The organism is Crocinitomix catalasitica ATCC 23190 (genome assembly GCF_000621625.1).
GTDB lineage: Bacteria > Bacteroidota > Bacteroidia > Flavobacteriales_D > Crocinitomicaceae > Crocinitomix > Crocinitomix catalasitica.
Genome location: NZ_JHXV01000028.1, coordinates 22,458 through 41,669, shown reverse-complemented (window position 1 = coordinate 41,669; position 19,212 = coordinate 22,458). Strand labels below are relative to the sequence as shown.

Annotated in this window: 12 protein-coding genes; 5 read left to right on the top strand and 7 right to left on the bottom strand. The window is 35.5% G+C overall.

Annotation, left to right across the window (positions count from 1 at the left end):
• Positions 1 to 54 precede the first annotated feature (54 nt).
• The 4 genes from T367_RS0115135 to T367_RS24125 all read right to left on the bottom strand — a co-directional run bounded on the left by T367_RS0115135 (position 55) and on the right by T367_RS24125 (position 4,316).
• The gene (locus T367_RS0115135; RefSeq protein WP_027420603.1) at positions 55 to 1,959 is read right to left on the bottom strand and encodes a peptidase associated/transthyretin-like domain-containing protein; all 1,905 of its coding nucleotides are present in this window, start codon (positions 1,957 to 1,959) and stop codon (positions 55 to 57) included.
• On the bottom strand, positions 1,952 to 2,971 hold the full coding sequence (locus tag T367_RS24130) for a FecR family protein (RefSeq protein ID WP_051568591.1): 1,020 nt from the start codon (positions 2,969 to 2,971) through the stop codon (positions 1,952 to 1,954). The genes T367_RS0115135 and T367_RS24130 overlap by 8 nt, the downstream gene beginning before the upstream one ends.
• 11 nt (positions 2,972 to 2,982) lie before the next feature.
• Positions 2,983 to 3,510: an RNA polymerase sigma-70 factor gene (locus tag T367_RS22640; protein ID WP_035845115.1), complete on the bottom strand. Its 528-nt coding sequence runs from the start codon at positions 3,508 to 3,510 to the stop codon at positions 2,983 to 2,985.
• 74 nt (positions 3,511 to 3,584) lie between these two features.
• Positions 3,585 to 4,316 (bottom strand): head GIN domain-containing protein, encoded by a 732-nt coding sequence (locus tag T367_RS24125; RefSeq protein ID WP_051568590.1) that lies wholly within the window; start codon positions 4,314 to 4,316, stop codon positions 3,585 to 3,587.
• A gap of 257 nt (positions 4,317 to 4,573) precedes the next feature.
• Here T367_RS24125 and T367_RS0115115 point away from each other — a divergent pair, with 257 nt between their 5' ends.
• From T367_RS0115115 to T367_RS0115105, 3 genes are read left to right on the top strand one after another with little or no spacing between them, the layout of a single operon-like run.
• A complete protein-coding gene (locus tag T367_RS0115115) occupies positions 4,574 to 12,226 on the top strand; it encodes a T9SS type B sorting domain-containing protein (protein ID WP_027420602.1) in 7,653 nt (2,550 codons plus the stop codon).
• Positions 12,227 to 12,230: 4 nt separating this feature from the next.
• Positions 12,231 to 13,142 carry a PorP/SprF family type IX secretion system membrane protein gene (locus tag T367_RS0115110; RefSeq protein ID WP_072032213.1) on the top strand — a complete coding sequence of 304 codons (912 nt, stop codon included), beginning with the start codon at positions 12,231 to 12,233 and terminating at the stop codon, positions 13,140 to 13,142.
• 1 nt (position 13,143) lies between these two features.
• Positions 13,144 to 15,423 carry an OmpA family protein gene (locus T367_RS0115105; protein WP_027420600.1) on the top strand — a complete coding sequence of 760 codons (2,280 nt, stop codon included), beginning with the start codon at positions 13,144 to 13,146 and terminating at the stop codon, positions 15,421 to 15,423.
• A 71-nt stretch (positions 15,424 to 15,494) separates the two neighbouring features.
• On the opposite strand, the gene T367_RS0115100 is transcribed toward T367_RS0115105, so the two are convergent.
• Positions 15,495 to 16,274: a PPK2 family polyphosphate kinase gene (locus T367_RS0115100; RefSeq protein WP_027420599.1), complete on the bottom strand. Its 780-nt coding sequence runs from the start codon at positions 16,272 to 16,274 to the stop codon at positions 15,495 to 15,497.
• Between the two features lie 106 nt (positions 16,275 to 16,380).
• Between T367_RS0115100 and T367_RS25185 the strand changes: the two genes are divergently transcribed.
• Positions 16,381 to 17,193, top strand: coding sequence for a DnaJ domain-containing protein (locus tag T367_RS25185; protein WP_051568589.1), 813 nt, complete (start codon positions 16,381 to 16,383; stop codon positions 17,191 to 17,193).
• A 98-nt stretch (positions 17,194 to 17,291) separates the two neighbouring features.
• Positions 17,292 to 17,420: a hypothetical protein gene (locus tag T367_RS25515; RefSeq protein ID WP_262485462.1), complete on the top strand. Its 129-nt coding sequence runs from the start codon at positions 17,292 to 17,294 to the stop codon at positions 17,418 to 17,420.
• 17 nt (positions 17,421 to 17,437) lie between these two features.
• On the opposite strand, the gene T367_RS0115085 is transcribed toward T367_RS25515, so the two are convergent.
• Positions 17,438 to 18,178, bottom strand: a complete 741-nt coding sequence (locus T367_RS0115085) for a porin family protein (protein WP_027420598.1) — start codon at positions 18,176 to 18,178, stop codon at positions 17,438 to 17,440.
• A gap of 1 nt (position 18,179) precedes the next feature.
• On the bottom strand, positions 18,180 to 19,196 hold the full coding sequence (gene galE, locus T367_RS0115080) for a UDP-glucose 4-epimerase GalE (protein WP_027420597.1): 1,017 nt from the start codon (positions 19,194 to 19,196) through the stop codon (positions 18,180 to 18,182).
• Between the last annotated feature and the right edge of the window lie 16 nt (positions 19,197 to 19,212).

The following is a 19,212-nucleotide window of genomic DNA, read 5'->3' as shown; positions in this document are numbered from 1 at the left end:
CCCTATTAAGATTTCAATATTTTAATTTTTTGGAATTTTTATTCTCCGCAGATTTTAGAATCTAAAGCCAACTTGACCACCAATCCACACCAAGAATTCGCCATTCGCGTCTTGTTCAGAAAGCAGTGTGTTATTGGTTATTTTCGCATTATAATTTCCAGCCTCATCGGTAAAATTAGAATACATAAAATTAAAAGTTGGTCCAGCAAAAATGGTGACCCAATTCGCAATTCTAAAATCTAATGTTGGAGATAAACTAGCCAATTGACCGACCTCTAACGTATTTAAATTCTCCTTAAATACAAGCTCACTTGTTAAATCACAAGAGACCGTAAACCGATCTGACAATTCGAAATAAGTTCCAAAACCAAATCCTACTGCATAAATTGGTTGTGTGGCAAAACGCACACCGAAACTATAGACATTGTACAAGCGTTGCGTTCCTGTTTTGAATTTCAACTTAGCCTGAGTGGCATCGTTTGTTAATAATTCAGTTTTGTGATAACCATCCTTAACATAATTGAACAGTCCAATAGCAGCACCATCTCCTGAATAACTTTGATTAATTAAACCTATTTGTACTCCATTATTAATTCGAGCAAAATTATAGATTCCTGTCAACTGTAATTTTTTATTGTCGTCTGCGATATTGCCAATTCCGCTTATCTGCAAGTCATTCGGTCCGCAATAAGAAAAATTAATAATACCCGATAATTGAGCACCAATAAGTGTATCGAAGGACGAATTTGCAATTCCAGCCAATTGTATCCCTTCTGAATTTCCGATGCACATATTATTTATTCCTGCAATCTGAGCCCCCTCAAATCCATCCTTTGTTAAATTACTAATTCCCGATATTTGCGCACCCCAAAAACTACCATCCACTACTCCAAAAACGCCTGAAATTTGAACCCCAGTTAAATTCTTCCTGATATGAGAATATACACCTGAGACCTGAGCCCCTTTTACATTCCTTAAAACTAAATTATAGACACCTGCAAATTGAGCACCTTCAACATTTCTTCCAACAATATTTGACAAACCTGCAACCTGAAATCCATAGACATCATTCCTTACTAAATTTAATAAGCCTCCAACCTCAGCGCCATAAACCCCATTCGAAAATCCGGAAAGAATATTTAAAGAAAAATTATTAACAAATAAGCTATTGGTAGACAAATTCGATCCTATTCCTAAAGATGGAACAAGCGAAACTTGCGCAATTCGTGTTTCTTCTATTTCTCCCAAATTAATTCCATGCAAATAAGCTTCCTCAGAGATCATTCGACCAGACAACGCTCGCTCTTCAAGAGGTGATTTTAATTTTGATATTTCTTGAGGTGATATCTTAACTACTGGTTTTAAGATTGGGTTTAATTCGACATTGTTATGTGAGACATTTTGGGTTCCTGTGCTCACAACGATAACCTCAACTTCGTAACCTTCTTTACGAATATAAAGACTTCTAATCAACTCCAATTTATTAATTTCAAGCGAATAATACCCGTTTTGGTTCGACAATGTTGCATTTCTCGCGTCGATATCATAGATACTTACACTACCAACAGGAAGACCGGTACGCTTATCTGTAATTCGCCCTTTAAAAACCACAATTTCATCCTCTCTTTTTCTTTGTTTTAAGGCTTTCGAATCTTCATTCGCCAACAAAACAATATGCCCGCCAACCTCTTTAAATCGAATATCTTGAGAGAAAATACGTTTTAACCCCATTTTAATCGGTTGATTATCGAGCGTCAAATTAATCACACGATCTTCATCTATCAACAACGGATTATAAGAGAAACGAACATCCCCTTTTTGTTCTATTATCCGTAAAATTGATTTGACAGAAACCTGTTCGGCATGAATAGAAATTTGCCTATCCAACAAATTTTCAGCTGAATAGGCAATAAGATTGAGGGAAATCCCAATTAAAAATAAAACTAATTTATTATTCACATTTTAGTATATAAACTGTTTTTCCTTTATTCTTTTGAATCTCTAAATCGAGATCATGAATACTTGCAATCACTTCCAAAAAAGAAGAAAGCTCGTTCTTTTTCAAGGTACTAACAACTAGCTTATCCTTTTTGGCTTCGCAATTTAATCGAACCGTTTCTGGATAAAGTTCATTCAAAATATCTACAACCTGATACAATTCAAAATGCTCAAAACGCATTTCATTTTCCATCCAAAAAGTCTCAATACCAACGGTTGAATTTACCGTCACTTTTCGTAAACTTTTTGAATGTTTATTATACCTTCCTTTTTCACCTGGCAACAGAATTAAATTTGAAGATGCAGAACCAAACTCGACTTTTCCTGTCGCAACAAAAACATCAATTATTGAATCACTTTCATTCGACTTAATATTGAATGATGTGCCAAGAACTTTAACCTGCAATGCATTATCTAAACTTACAATAAATGGTTTTTCTTTATTCTTCTCAACTTTGAAAAATGCCTCACCTTTTAAAGTTACCTTTCTATCTTTTTCATTATAATCATTCGCATAATTAATTTTAGAATCTGCATTTAGAATCACAGTTGAATTATCTGCTAATTTATTTTCTAAACCTGCATTCTCTGCATTTACATAAATTTCATTTGGTGATGTTTTTTCGAAATTCAAAACCCCAATCACACCGATTAATAAAACAGCTACTGCCGCTATCGAAAGCCAAATGTTGCGTTTACTTTTGGAAGGATTTAAAGGTAATACTTTAGGTTCTGTATCAATCTTATCGAAAACCTTTTTCCAAGCGGCATCCGTGTCAATTGCTTCTCCCGTTTCACGACCAGAAACATCCAATACGCTCCACGTCTTAACAATAGATTCATATTGCGCTTTATTTTCTGCAGATTCATTTATCCATTCCTTCGTTCGCTGGCGTTCTTCTGTTTTCAGCTCACCTAAATAATAGCTTAATAACACCTCTTCATTCATCTCTATATTTTCATTTTCTATCATCCTCTAGCGTATTAAATTATAAAAAAGAAAATCGCAAAAAACACATAGTCTTTCAATTCACTCCGAAGATATTTTATTGCACTTCCCATTTGATTTTCGACAGTTTTAATACTCAACTCTAATTCTGTTGCTATTTCTTTATATTTCAATCCTTCAAATCGACTCATTAAAAATATTTTTTTTCGACCTTCAGGCAATTGATTAATTGCATTTTTAATTTTAGAATCTAATTCATCTACCTCAACTGTGGTTACAACATCATCATGTTGCCCATCAGCATAAGTTACAGTGTCAGCATATTCCTTTTTGACTTTTTGATGTTTAATTTCATTCAAACATGCGTTTCTAGTTGCGGAGAATAGATAAGCCCTATGCGATTGTTCAATTTTCAGAGTACCTCTATTCTCCCAAAACTTAACAAAGAGGTTCTGCACAATTTCTTCGGCGGCGTCATAATCCGCTAAATACTTTTGCCCAAAGCGAACAAGCTCTGCATAATGCAACTTGAAAAGTGACTCGAATTCGACTAAATTTAACATGCTTTATAAATCGATAAACTATTGATTTTATACAATATTATCTAAATTTTGAATAAGCCTTAGCTAAAAGGCGATTAATATTGTCGAATTGAACCTGAACCTGTTACTTTCTGATCAATACTTGGATTGCCTTTATATTCAACAGATCCACTTCCAGAAATTACTACTTTTAAATATTCAGAAACATTTACTTTACAGTCACCCGAACCAGAAACTTTAATATCTGCATTCACTGTAGGAAAGTCCAACCCATTAAAATCACCACTACCACTAACCTCAATATTTAAATCGTTTGCTATTTTAGTACTTGAAAGATCAAATGTTCCCGAACCTGACACTTTTAATGTTAGATTGTCCAATACCAGATCTTTTGCATACACATCACCGCTACCGCTTATTTTAAAATCCATTCTTCCTGCAGTTAGCGTTTCATTAATATATATATTTCCGCTACCTGAAATAGTTACACCTGTTAAATCAGGAAGGGAAATATAAACAACTGGCGTGTTTTTACCCTTAATACACTTATTTCTTTTCGTATCTATTTTTAAACATTCATTTTTTACTTCGGTTTCTATAATTTCTAAAAGATTTTCACTAGCCTCTACTTCAACCGAAAAAGTTTCTGCTTGGGTGATATAAATATCTGCATTACTCGACAAATTAATGCAATTGAAATCTTTAACACTTCTTGTTTCTTTGACTATCGTATCGTTCCCTTTATAACAAACTAAACCACCTTTTTTACAACTTCCAGCAGCTAATGCTATTAGCACAATTAAACCGCTAAACTTTAAATTTTTCATATCTTATTTTTTTGTTTTCATAAGTAAGACAACTTAAAATCTGTTTACCCCTATGCTAAAATCACTTTTTTTATTTATGATAACCTTTTAACAATTAAAGCGTATAGAAATTGCATGACTAGGTGTAAATCGTCTGTAAAAAAAGACAATTCATCGCTTAAAACGCCCATTTTTAAAGGCGTTTGAAATGAATTGTATTTTTGTAATAGAAAGTCGTTTTAAGAAAAATTGATAAATAAAGTTAGTGGAGCAAATTAATGCACAGAACAAAACAAATATTATTTAGTTTTTTATTGATCATTAGTAGTTCATGGTCGTTGTTTGGAAGAACGTTTGTGATTACCAGTGTTGCTGATACTGGACCAAATACTTTACGTGAAGCCGTTAGCATGTTAGCCGATAACGATTCGATAATTTTTAACGTCAAAGGAACAATTCGACTGACAAGTACTATTAACATTGACAACTTAGACAATGTAACCATTATTGGTCCTTATCCAAAACATTTAACAATTGCACCTAACTCATCTTATGATGGTGATTTATTACGAATACAAAACTGTACCAATTTAAAATTATCAGGTGTTGGTTTCGTTGGTGCTGATGGTGCCACAAGATTGTTATCTCTTGTAAATTGCCCTACAAATATTGTAATAGAGCATTGCTTATTCGAAGACAATGATTTAACGAGTACCTCAAAAACGGGTGCGGCAGCCCTAGTCCAAAGTTCGAATTGTTATTTTTATAGCTGCTCATTTATAAACAACAGAGCATTAATAGCTGGAGGAATATACTTCACTGGCTCTAGGAGTTCAGAAGTAATTAACTGTACTTTCTCTAACAACTATGCCTCAGATTATTCGGCTGCTGTTCAACTACAAGGAAATGCTTCAGTCCGTTTTTATAACAATACCTTTTTTCAAAACAATGCCAATAATTTCCCTGAAGTAATGGGTTCAAGTGGTGGAACTGCTGTTTATTTTGAAAACAACGCGTTTGGCGATAACGGTACAAACAACCAAGTGTCATTTTCAGGTACAACAATTTCATATGGAGGCAATCGATTTAGAGCCAACTATGCACTAGAGTTCTTAACTTTTCCAATTTTAGCAGGAGACAACTTCAGTCTCGGTCTTAATTTAGGTTTTAGAGATCAAATCTTAGAAGATGGATTTGGATTAAAATATTGGCCGATAATTGACCCAGCTTCAGCATTAATCAATACAAAGGCTCCAAATGTTCGTACGCCTGATTTCGACTGTAGACGTGCACCGCGTGCTTTAAAAGGTCCTAGTGCATTCTTAGTTTATCCTGATGCTGGCGCTGTCGAATATACTCACTTGCGTGTAACAAACGATGGTGGTGATGAAGCCACGGCAAATTCATTATTATGGGCATTATCCGATGCTGAGCGAAAGGATGAAATGCATTATATTGAATTTGATTTACCTGACTTAATTAGCGATATAGATTTGTCAGAAACTGCAATTTTAGATTCGGACGGATATATTATTGATGGATATAGTCAATATTCTAGTAGTATCCCAGGACCTCCACTTCCAGGCGATTTTGAGTTAACGCCAGCTATTATTGCAATAAATTTAGAAAACGGCAGTGGCGTTACAAATTGTTTCGAAATTACAGCGGACTCAGAAGGATCAATTATTCAAGGATTCAGAATTATGAAATTTGATAATTCTGCCATTTATAATGACGGTAATAACACAAAAATATTTGGAAATGAAATTGGTATCTCCAGCTTAAATGTAGCAAATGGAAACGCTTCTTCTGGTATAACTTCGCAAAATGCCGACGGTGTTATAATAGGAGGAATGGAACATTACCAAAGAAATGTAATTTCAGGAAATGGATCAGACGACCTACGCGATAAGTCTAATATTTTCTTAAAATCTGGTCGCGCCATAGAGGTTTACGGTAATATTATTGGGGTTGCGAATGACGGTATCAATGAGATTTCTGGGGGTAGTTTAACCCCTTATGGACTTTTGGTAAAGTCTGATGCCAATAGTATTGGATCTCATTTAACCAATGGCGGAAATATTATTGGTAAAAATGACTACGGTATTTATTTACAAGATTCAGATTCATCAAAAATTTACAATAATTGTATTGGTGTCGCACTTGATCTTATCGGAGAAATTGACAATACCAATGCAGGTATTCTTTTAGAAGATGCCAATCGAAATATAATAGGAAATATTGAAAATGGATATGGTAATCATATAGCCAATAATGGAAGCGGAATAAATGTCGGTGCAGAAGGAGGACTGTCTCAATACAATTCATTTTATCGCAATTCAATTTACAATAATAATGCGCAAGGAATAGATCTTAAAGGAGATGGACTTGTATTACCAAACGATTCTAGTTTAAATATTACTGGGCAAAATCATGAAATTGACTTTCCTCAACTTATCTATTCAGTATCATGTGACGCTGAAGACACAAAAACAGGATATCAATTAAACCTTCCTGTTGGTTCTGATTGTCGGGTCGAATTCTTCACAATTGATTCTCCAGATGCAACAAACGGAGAAGGAAAAACTTTTATCGGCTTTCAAAATGTTACACTTGTTTCAACACCCGAACAATTCGAATTTGATCATGGTGAAGTCATTCCTGTCAGTACAAGCATCACCGCGACAGTGACCCGTATTAATTCTGGTAATACATCCGAATTCGGAAATAATTTATTGGTTGAAGGAAGTGGTGACCCTTCGTTTAGTATGGACGATTTTTGCCCTGATTCTTTAGGACGTGCAGTAATTCTTGGTGACGATGGATATTTCAGTTTTACAAGTCCTTTCCCTGCTGATGGTGCAACATTAGATAGTTTAACTGGTGTTTTAACCGGAGGTGTTCAAGGAAACTCATATGAGATATTTAGAAATGTTAATGAGTGTAATAATAATGACACATTAATTGTCACAGTTATTGATTTAGATCCAAGTTTTGTTTATCCTGATTTCTGTCCTGGAACAATCGGTTTACCTTCAAGTATTACTGAACCTGGCGGAACATTCACTTTTAGGGATGACCCTGCTGATGGAGCAACGTTGAATGCAAGTACTGGTGCAATTACAGATGGTGTTGAAGGAACCACATATTATGTAATTTACGATTTACTTCAGTGTGCTTTCCGTGATACGGTTGCAGTTACAGTAATCCCAACTGATGAACGTTTTACAGTTAGCGACTTCTGTATTCCAGACAGCGAAGTGCCAGTCACAGAAACACTTGGTGGTAGTTTTCAATTTGCACCTGACCCAGCGGATGGCGCTTCAATTGATGCCGCAACCGGGCAAATTACGAACGCTGTTGAAGGCAATACATACTATATTGAATATGAAGTTGGTGTTTGTGCTGAAGTTGATACTGTTGAAGTAGCAACAATTTTCACAGACGAACGATTCTCTTTTGATGATATCTGCCCTGGTCTATCAGGCACACCTGTTATAATTGGAGAGGCAGGAGGTGTTTTCAGTTTTGAAACGGATCCTTTAGATGGTGCAGCTATTGATGCCAGTACAGGCGAATTAACAGATGGTGTTGAAGGGAATTCTTATGATATAATTTATACCGTTGGTGTTTGTGACGACAAAGATACAGTTACTGTAACAATTACCCCAACTGATGAATCTTTTGAATTTGATGATTTTTGTATCGCTACAAATGGTTATCCTTCAGTTATTGCAACTCCTGGTGGAGAATTTGAACTCGCTCCTGATATAGGTGACGGTGCAAGTATTGATATTAGTTCAGGAGAATTGACAAATGCCGTTGAAGGAACTTCATATACGATCCAATATACAGTTGGTACATGTAGCGAAAGAGATTCAGTTACCGCTTTTGCAATTGAAGCAGACGAACGCTTTTCATACGCAGATTTTTGTGAAGGCACAACCGGAACACCTGTTATAATTGGTGATGCTGGCGGAATTTTCTCGTTCTTACCTCCCGCTCCTGCTGATGGTGAAGTACTCGTTCCAGATTCAGGAGAACTTACTGGTGCAATTGAAGGAACAGATTATACAATTATTTATACTGTAGGTGTATGTGACGATAAAGACACGGTTACATTTAGTATTATTGAAACGGATGAACGTTTCTCATTTGCTGATTTCTGTCCTGAGACTGATGGAACGCCAACGATAATCGGTGAAGCAGGTGGTGTATTCAGCTTTCAAAGTCCAGTTCCATTAGACGGTGCAAGTATTGATGACGCAACAGGGACAATAAGCGATGGTGTTGAAGGTACTATTTACAACGTAATCTATACTGTTGGTACCTGTGACGATAAAGACACCGTTGCTGTTCAAGTTATACCAACCGACGAATCTTTTACATTTGACGATTTTTGTGAGGCTGATTCTGGTTTCCCTACAGTAATAGCAACACCTGGTGGCGTATTTAACTTCGCTCCTGATCCAGTTGATGGTGCAATATTAGACATGGCTACGGGTGAATTAAGCGGAACAACTGAAGGATCTAGTTATACAATTGAATATACAGTTGGCGTGTGTAGCGAAAGAGACTCTGTTACTGTATCTATTATTGAAACAGACGAAAGCTTTAGCATGAGTGATTTTTGCCCAGGCACAAATGGGATTGCGGTTATTGAAGGTGATGCAGGTGGAACATTTAGTTTTTTACCTCCTGATCCACTAGATGGTGCTACTCTAAATCCAACAACAGGTTTGCTTTCTGATGCAATAGAAGGTGAAACTTACACCATTATTTATACTGTTGGTGCTTGTAATGATAAGGACACGGTTGAAGTTCATGTATTGCCAACTGACGAATCCTTTTCGTTTGATGATCTTTGTCCAGGTGATACAGGTCTACCTTATGATATTGCTTCACCAGGTGGAATCTTTTCACTGGCGCCAGATTTAGGTGATGGTGCATTGTTAGATCCAATTACTGGTGAATTTACCGAAGGTGTTGAAGGATCAACTTATACCATACAATATTTAGTTGGAGCTTGTTACGAAATAGATAGTGTCTCTATAACAGTTGAAGCAACCGATGAAGCTTTTAGTTTAGCTGATTTTTGTGCAGAAACAAGTGATGCTGCCGTACCGAATACACCAGGTGGAACTTATCGTTTTGCCCCTGATTTATTTGATGGCTCTTTAATCGATCCAAGTACAGGTGTTATTACGAATGCAATTGAAGGCGCTGCTTATCAAGTAGAATATGCCGTTGGTTCATGTGGAGAGGTTGATACCGTTTTTGTAAATGTTATTGAAACGGATGAGTCTTTTGAATTTGATGATTTTTGCCCAGGAACTGACGGAATCCCTGTTATAACGGGAGATGAAGGAGGAGTTTTCTCATTCCTACTTCCAGCTCCAATAGATGGTGCATCAATTGACCCAACAACTGGAATCGTAAGTGATGGTGTTGAAAGTACGACATATACAATAATCTATACCGTTGGCGTTTGTGGAGATGCAGACACCAATTCTGCACTGGTAATCAATATTGACGAATCATTTAATTTTGAGGATATCTGTCCCGGAACTATCGGCACTCCTTCCGACATTGTAACGCCTGGCGGGGCATTCTACTTATCTCCAGATCCTTTAGATGGCGTTGAAATAGATTTATTAACAGGTGAACTAACCAATACTGTTGAAGGAAGTACTTACAATATTGAATACGTAGTAGGTCTATGTTCGGAGTCGAGTACACAAGATGTATTTGTTATAACGATTGACGAAAGTTTTAGCTTAGATGATTTCTGCGCAAGTACTAGTCTTCCTGCTACAGCAGCTTCTCCTGGAGGTACATTTACTTTCGCTCCAGACCTATTAGATGGCGCTTTAATCGATCCAACTAGTGGTCTTATTACAAATGGTATTGAAGGAACAGCATACGCAGTAGAATATGAAGTAGGAATATGTAACGAAGTTGATACTGTATTGGTTAATGTGATTGAGACTGACGAAAGCTTTATTTTTGACGATTTTTGCCCTGGAACAGATGGTGTTCCTGTCTTAACAGGTGATTTAGGCGGAGATTTTAGTTTTTTACCCCCTTTACCAGGTGACGGTGCAAGTATTGACCCTATATCAGGTGTTGTGAGTGACGGTGTAGAAGGCACGTCATATTCTATAATATACCACGTAGGTGTTTGTGACGACAGAGATACCATGACTGCAATAGTAATTCCAACAGACGAATCATTTACTTTTGAAGACTTTTGTCCAAATACAGTTGGAGCTCCCTTTGATGTTATGACTCCAGATGGCCTATTTTATTTAGCACCGGATCTTCTTGATGGAGCCTCAATAGACGACGAAACAGGGGAATTGTCAAACACTGTAGAAGGAACAACTTATGCAATTGCTTATATGGTTGGTGCATGTTTAGAAGAGGACACAGTTCTTGTCCATATCATTGAAACAGACGAAAGCTTTAGCATTCCCGAGTTTTGTCCGAATACAGATAGTGAAATAGCTGTGACTGCAAGTCCGGGTGGAACATTTGCTTTTGCACCAGACTTATTAGACGGAGCAAGTATTGATGCATTAACTGGACAAATATTTGACGGTAAGGAGGGTACGATTTATCCTATCGAATATACGGTTGGTGTTTGTGCCGAACAAGACACGATTTTGGTTTCAGTAATCAGTACAGATGAGTCATTTAACTTTGAAAATTTTTGTGCAGAATTTATTGGCATACCAACTGATATTGGAACTGAAGGCGGTAGCTTTAGTTTTGCTCCGGACTTAATGGACGGTGCATTAATTGATCCAATCACTGGCTATATTTCTGATGCAGTTCCGGGAACATCTTACACAATAGAGTATACTGTTGGTATTTGTTCAGAAAGAGATACGATGAATACCCTTGCAATGATTTCAGAAATCGCCGATTTTGATTTTGACAACTTCTGCGCTGGTGATGAAAACAATGCTGAAGTAACAGGAACAGCTGGAGGAATATTTGAATTCAACCCTACCCCTTTAGACGATGCAATTATTGATGAATTAACAGGAACGATTACCAATACAAACGGGAACGCTTATACAGTAAGATACATTACCCCTGGAACAGAATTGACGTGTAAAGACACCATCAGTAAAATTGTTACAGCGTTTGCACTTCCAATTATTAACGAAGTTAAATCAACGCAATATTTATATTGTCCTCAAGATGAACTTTTGACAATGGAAGCGGATATTACCGCCGATGATGCAACAGTATACTGGAGAAAATACAGTGAACTCGACCCTATTCTTGATTCAGGTATCTTTTACATTCCGACACTCCTAGACGTTGGTGAAAACAATTACTTTATTCAAGTTAAAGACATCAACGGTTGTCAAAGTACATTTAGTGATATAACCATATTATTATCTGATACAGCAGGTATGCGTGCAGGTGACGATATTCAAGTTTGCCTAGGCAAGTCAGCAGAATTGGCTGCCTATGGTGGTGTTAGTTATTCATGGGAAAACAGTGGAGGAATTTACAATATTGTAAGCGATAGGCCTTCAGTTTTTACTTTACAAGAACATGATTATATGGTTGAAATTACCAATGAAGATAATTGTGTTGTATACGATACACTGCACTTAGGTTTTAGTCCGCAAAACGAATGTACTATTTATGTTGTCAACGCATTTTCACCGAATGGAGATGGGACAAATGACACATGGTACATCGAAAATCTTATCAACTACTTACCCAATACTGTGATGATCTTTAATCGTTGGGGAGATAAAATATTAGAATTCGACAATTACGATAATATCAATACAATTTGGGACGGTACAGATAAAAAAGGAACATTATTACCACCTAACACGTATTACTATGTAGTTGAAGTAAATAATGAATTAAGTGAAGCCGGTTGGGTTCAAATAGTATATTAAATCAATGAGATATTGTGTCATCATATTATTATTAGTTCAATTGTCCGCATTCGGGCAACAAGAATCGATATATAGCCAATATTTATTTAATCCATACATCGTTAATCCTGCATATGCGGGATCAAGAGACGCGGTTTCAGCGGTTTTGATCAATAGAAATCAATGGGTAGGACTTGAAGGAGCACCCAATACACAATCATTGTCAATCCATGTACCGACAAATAAAAACAAATTAGCATGGGGCGCCAATTTTTCACATGACAAATTTGGACCCACTAGAAATATAACTGCTCAAGCAACAGCAGCATACCATTTAGTTTTAGAAGATGGTATTCTATCATTTGGTCTAAGGGGAGGAATTTTAAACACCCAACTAAATTTTAACGAATTACAGTTTAGAGAAGAAAATGACGCAGTGGATACAAAATTGAAAACAAGCGCTATTGCACCTACTTTTGATTTTGGCCTTTATTATTATACACCAAAATTCTACGCAGGTATTTCGTCAACTCACATTACAAAACACCAATACAAATTGAATGGGTTAACCAATCATGACAGTTATTATTTAAGAAGACACTATTATTTTACTTCAGGATATGTTTTTGATGTAAATTACAACACGATTCTAAAACCCTCAATACTAATGAAGTACACGGAACAAGCTCCGTTAAGTATAGATTTTAATCTACAAGCAATGTTTTATAAACGTTTTTGGCTCGGTATTGGATTAAGAAATTTCAATAGTATAATTCTATTGACGGATATTAACATTACAGATTATTTAAGAATTGGATATTCGTACGATTTATCGCTTACCAAATTGAGTAGTTACTCATACGGTTCGCACGAGATTTTAATAGGGTTTGATTTTAACTTAAAAAAAGGTGTCGTTACTTCACCTAGATATTTATAAAATGAGATTAGCTTTACTTTTTACTTTCATATTAGCCCTTTTCAATTCATATGCCCAAACATATGAGATTGAAAAAATTGAACTGGTTGCAAACGTCCAACCAATTAAAGGACTGAATTTACCGTCAGATGACTTTAGTCCGATTATTCATGATGGTACTTTATATTTTACCTCCTCAAGAGAATACAATAAGAATAACGAAGGGGAAAATAACTGGGAAAAAAATGGTTATTTAAACGTTTTCCAAGGTGACATTAAAATTTATGACGATTATTCTGTCAACGTCAATCGAATTGTTTTGATGTCAAATAAAATTAAATCTAAAACGCATACTGGACCAATTAGCTTCTCAGTAACAGGTGATACTTTATTCTTTACGCAAGTCGAACTTGGAAAAACTCTTTCAGGAGAGAAAAAATATTTGCCACAATTATTTATGGCTGTCAAGAAGAATAATAATTGGACACAAATAAGAAAATTACCTTTCAGTTCCCCAACCAATACATTCGCCCATCCTGCTTACGATTCTAAAAGAAAACGTCTATACTTTGTTTCTGACATAGTTGGAGGCAAGGGAGAGAATGACATCTATTATTCAGACTTGGTGAATGGAGTATGGCAACCAGCTGTTAATGTTACGAGTATCAACACTGCAAGCAATGAAAAGTTCCCGTATTACATAAATGACAACCTTTTCTACTCAAGTGACAAAGAAAAAGGAAAGGGCAAATTAGACATTTACGTTGCCATACTTGACTCACTCGATCAGGAATCTTTCCCGATCAAGTTGAACGGATTAAATACTGAATTTGAAGATTTTGGTATTTGTATCACACCCGACATGAAAGCGGGTTACTATACATCTAATAAGAATGGAAATGATGACATATTCTATTTTACATTAGAGAGAAAAGTTACTGTGAAAAACAAAATATCTGGTTCATTTACATTTAGGAAACTGAATGCAAGAGCTGAAAATCTTGCTGTAAAATTAGTGGACGAACAAGGTGACTTTGTTTATCAGGGAGAGACAAACAGTGATGGAGAATTTTCTTTTGACGACATCAAAAATCCAAATAACTTAGCAATCATTCTAGGTGGAGATTTATCAGAAGAATTAATTCTAGAACTTTTTGATGACGAAGGAAATACAATTGCCAACCTACTTCTAGATGAAAAAGGTGCTTTTAAATACAAAAAACTATTTTACGAAAACAGTGGAATCATCAGCTTCATTCCTGAAGATATGAAAGATTTCACGTTAAATCGTGCGAAACTTTTTGGCCAGTTATTTTACGACGAAGAAAATGAACGTCCGTTGAGTAATTACCCAATCCAATTGCTCGATTCGAGTGGCAAAGTGGTCGGAACATCTAAAACAGATCAATTCGGTAACTTTAACTTTATCGATCTGGATATGAAACAAAAGTATTTCGTTCACATTCCAAATAAAACAAACGACTTCCTATTCTATATATATGATTCTCGCGAAAAAATATTTACAGAGTTGAAGTTTAACAATAATGCCAAATTCGTCTACCGATTGATTAAAGCAAATACGGAAAACAACTTAAGTTTCATTCAAGAAAGAAGTGACATTTTTGAAATTGATAACATCAATATTTCTGGTCAATTTAAAGTGAAGGACTCAAATAAAAAGACCGGAGAACTTGAAGTTAGAGCTTATACAAGTGCTGGTAAGGAGATTGGGATGGAATTATCTGATGAAGAAGGTCGATTCTCATTTACCGGATTACCTGAAGACGAAGCATACATGTTCTTAGCAGAGAGTGATGACGTTTTAGAACTATATATCGTCAATAGATATGGTATGGTGATCGCCAAAATTCAATCAACAGAGGATAAATTCTTTGTCTTTAAACCTGAAGGTGACAAGTCAGAAAATACAGTTTCTTTATTAAATAATGAAGAGGAATTCAACCTTGATATGAGTAATCGATATGAAATCATTACCGTTTATTTCGATTCGGATCAAACTAAAGTTATGAAAAATGATTTAGGTAAGTTGCGAACGATATTGGAATTAATGCGAGATTATCCGACTTTGAAACTATCTATTTCTGCTTATGCTGATGCAACTGCTTCGAGTGATTACAATATGATATTGTCAGAAAAAAGAGCAACATGGATTGCGGAGTATCTTTCTAAATATGAAATTGACAAATCGAGATTTGCAATTAATGCTTACGGTGAAGCTTTCTTAGTTGATGAGTCGAACGATGCCTTGAACAGAAGAGCTGAATTAAAGTTATTTAAATAAACGACTAAAAGTGTTATAAAAAAAGCACATCTTACAGAAACAAATCGTACAGATTTATTGCTTTTAGCAGACTAAGAATTCACCTTATTGTTGAACTTTTCTGTTTCAAGTGCAGGCCAATCTAATTTCAAATCTTTTAAGGTTTTATGCAAAACTTTAGCAATTGTATTCACTTTTATCCAATTTCTATTTGACGGAACGATATGCCAAGGCACTTCATTACAACGGGAAAAGATTTGTTCATAAACCTCCATATATCTATCCCATTTTTTACGTGTTTCCCAATCGTCATCCTGATGTTTCCAATGTTTGCGTTTCTTTTCAACCCGTTCTATCAATCTTTCTAATTGTTCTTCCTTACTAATGTGTAAATAAAACTTTAAAATGATTACACCACTATCCGTCAACATCCTTTCAAAATTGTTGATATGATCATAACGACGACTAATGATATCATTGGAAAACAAATTTTCTACGGTTGGTACAAGAATATCTTCATAATGCGATCGGTTAAAAACATGAATCATACCTTTCCCAGGTGTATTTTGATGGATACGCCACAAAAAGTCATGTGAATATTCCTCTTTAGTAGGCTTACCATAGCTGTAAACACGGCATCCCAAAGGATTGATATTGCTAAAAACTGAACGCATAGCACCATTTTTTCCTGATGCATCAATACCTTGTAAAACGACTAAAATACTGTGCTTTTTATTCGCAAACAACTTCTTTTGAAGTCCTTCAATTTCTGTTATTAGTTTTTCATTTTCAGCAAGAATATTTCTTTTTTCTTTCTGATTTTTTTTCTTCTCCCAATTGGTAAAACCATTAGGATTCAACTTTTCTAACATACTCTTTTCTTTTTAGCCTAAGTAATATACGGCTTTTTGTTAAAAATAGACGTTTCAACAAATATAAATTGTAAATTTGTCATCCTAAATTAAGCTAGTTTATTAAATGAACGCACCTAACTTTCTTTATCCATTTATTGCATTTTTCATAGGTGCTTATTTGTCTAAAAACGTCTTCGGCGGCTTATTAATGGCGGCAGTGACATACATTGTTTCAGTGTCTTCACGTGCCAATCAAGACCAAGGTAAAAATGCCAATATTCTTGGTGACCAAAATCAATTTATAGAGCTCTTATTGGCATTAAGTTCAATTATCATTAAAGCGGATGGTCGTGTTGAGCAAAAGGAATTAGACCTAGTTAGATACAGACTTTCTCGTGATTTCTCTTCCCAAGAAGTGATTCAACACATGAATAACTTGAATCAATTATTGAAGAAAAACATCAATGTTGATGCTATTTTCGAAGTGATTAATGAGAATTACAATTTTGCGGCAAAGATTCAATTAATGCACTTTTTAACCGGTGTTGCTGTATCCAATAAAATGCTCACCGAAAATGAGTACAATTGGTTGGTTCGAATTGCAAAATCAATTTCTATTCCCGCTTCTAGTTTTCAGTCGATTTTAGCAATGTTTGAGTACCGACGAGAGTCAGATCAACAATACAGCAGAAACGGCAGAACAGGTGGCTCTAATTCGTACAATACAAGCTCAATTGATAAAGCTTATAAAATATTAGAAGTCAATAAAGACACGACTGATGCAGAAATCAAAAAGGCTTATAGAAAGTTGGCAATGGTTCACCACCCTGATAAAGTGAGTCATTTAGGACCTGAAATGCAAAAAAGCGCTAAAATTAAGTTCCAAAAGATATCTGATGCTTACGATTTAATCAAAACAACAAGAGGTTTTAATTAATCTCTTAATTGCGATTTCCGCAAACCCTCATTCGTACCAGCGTTAATAAATAAAGTCATCCCGTACTTTCGACTTAAATTTGTTTCAAAATAACAATTATGAAAACTGATTTAACGAATAATAGAAGTGAACTTACAAAACTAGTTAGAGCCGAAAAAATTGCTTGGATCATCTTTTTAGGCTTAGGCCTTAATTATATAATTTTAGCCATTCTTCTCAGTCTTTAAACTACAACAAATAGATCTTAAAACCAACCTATACTCACACCCAAGCTTATTAACTGCAATTGGCTACTATTTGGGTGTGTAAATAGCGTTGTCATATCGTAATAACCGAAAAGGAAAATATTATCACGACCGATTCTTAAAGTTGGACCATAATGTAAGCGATTCAAATCTGGGAAATTAAAGTTTTTAAACTCATTGCTCCCAATTCGCCATTTAGAGTAATTCTCTACCATAAATCCAGCTTTAAACCCTGGATAAAACTTCCATTTACCTCTTTCTTTTAACGAACGAAATCGCAATTCGAATGGCACTTCAACAAAGTTAAAAACAGTTCTATTGATCCATCTTTCAGCCCCCAAATAGGGTTTTAAATGAGTTGAATAGGCTGCCATTCCCGCTTCACTTTTAAAAGAAAGCTCGCCATTATGACGAACGCTAAAATGTCCATAACCTAGACCTATAGCAATACCCATTCTAGACGTTTTAGAGAAAGGAATATCAAACATTAAGTTGATATTATGCCCTATTGAATAGAACTTGGTGGACACCTGACCTAGATCTCCTAGCCAATCATTATAAAAGAAGTCAGTATTGAATCTGTCAAATTTAGTTGCTTTCTTTTCATCGTATGGCGTTAAACCCGAATATAACCGGAACAATCCAGGCTTGCGATCTAAGTAAGGATGATCGCCAGCACTATCTTGCCCAAATGAAAATTGAACAACGAATAAAAATAATATTGCTAAACTAAATCTCACGTTAATTTAAAGTTTTTTCCCAATTCCAAGCATGCTCTAAAGCTTCTGCTATTCCATATTGGCAAGTCCAATTTAAAACCTTATTCGCCTTATTCGCATTGGCATAGATTTGTTCTACATCGCCTGCTCTTCTCGGTCCAATTTTATAATTCAGCTTTAAATTATTAACCGTTTCAAACGTTTGAATAATTTCTAAAACGGAAGTCCCTTTGCCAGTACCCAAATTGAACGGTTCGCAAAACGAACCACTTTTATTAATTGCATAATTCAATGCCGCAACATGCGCCTTTGCTAAATCAACAACATGAATATAATCACGCACATTTGTGCCATCAATTGTATTGTAATCTGAACCAAAAACGGTCAGTTCCTTTCGAATACCTTTTGCCGTTTGAGTAATATAAGGCACCAAATTATTTGGTATCCCTTGGGGCAACTCACCTAATTTTGCGGATTCATGCGCCCCTATTGGATTAAAATAACGCAATAAAATGGCTTTTAGTGTTCCTTTAGACGCTTGTTCAAATTCTGTTATTTTCTCACAAGTAATTTTAGTATCACCATATGGAGAAGTCGCTTTTTGAATAGGCGTTAACTCATCAACAATCGGTGATTTTGGTTCGCCATAAACTGTACATGACGACGAGAATACAAAATGTTGAATTTTATAAGTCTCCATCAATTCCAAAATAACGCATAAAGAACCTACATTATTTTGATAATACGCAATAGGCTTATCAACCGATTCTCCGACTGCTTTGTAGGCAGCAAAATGAATTACACCAGCGGCATCAGGATGCGCTTTAAAAACGGTCTCCACCGCATCTTTGTCTTGACAATCTACTTCATAAAAAAGTACCTTGGCATCCGAAACTTCTTGAATACGATCAATGATCCAAGGTTTAGAATTCCTAAAATCATCAATTATAATTGGCTCAAAACCAGCATGAATTAATTCAATGACAGTATGTGAACCAATGTATCCTGCTCCACCCGTAACAATAACTTTTTTATTCATTTCAAAAACAAGGGTA

Excerpts from the sequence above, each read along its gene's own strand:
- T367_RS24130 (WP_051568591.1), bottom strand. The coding sequence starts at position 2,971 with ATGATAGAAAATGAAAATATAGAGATGAATGAAGAGGTGTTATTAAGC.
- T367_RS22640 (WP_035845115.1), bottom strand. The coding sequence starts at position 3,510 with ATGTTAAATTTAGTCGAATTCGAGTCACTTTTCAAGTTGCATTATGCA.
- T367_RS24125 (WP_051568590.1), bottom strand. The coding sequence starts at position 4,316 with ATGAAAAATTTAAAGTTTAGCGGTTTAATTGTGCTAATAGCATTAGCT.
- T367_RS0115115 (WP_027420602.1), top strand. The coding sequence starts at position 4,574 with ATGCACAGAACAAAACAAATATTATTTAGTTTTTTATTGATCATTAGT.
- T367_RS0115110 (WP_072032213.1), top strand. The coding sequence starts at position 12,231 with ATGAGATATTGTGTCATCATATTATTATTAGTTCAATTGTCCGCATTC.
- T367_RS0115105 (WP_027420600.1), top strand. The coding sequence starts at position 13,144 with ATGAGATTAGCTTTACTTTTTACTTTCATATTAGCCCTTTTCAATTCA.
- T367_RS0115100 (WP_027420599.1), bottom strand. The coding sequence starts at position 16,274 with ATGTTAGAAAAGTTGAATCCTAATGGTTTTACCAATTGGGAGAAGAAA.
- T367_RS25185 (WP_051568589.1), top strand. The coding sequence starts at position 16,381 with ATGAACGCACCTAACTTTCTTTATCCATTTATTGCATTTTTCATAGGT.
- T367_RS25515 (WP_262485462.1), top strand. The coding sequence starts at position 17,292 with ATGAAAACTGATTTAACGAATAATAGAAGTGAACTTACAAAACTAGTT.
- galE (WP_027420597.1), bottom strand. The coding sequence starts at position 19,196 with ATGAATAAAAAAGTTATTGTTACGGGTGGAGCAGGATACATTGGTTCA.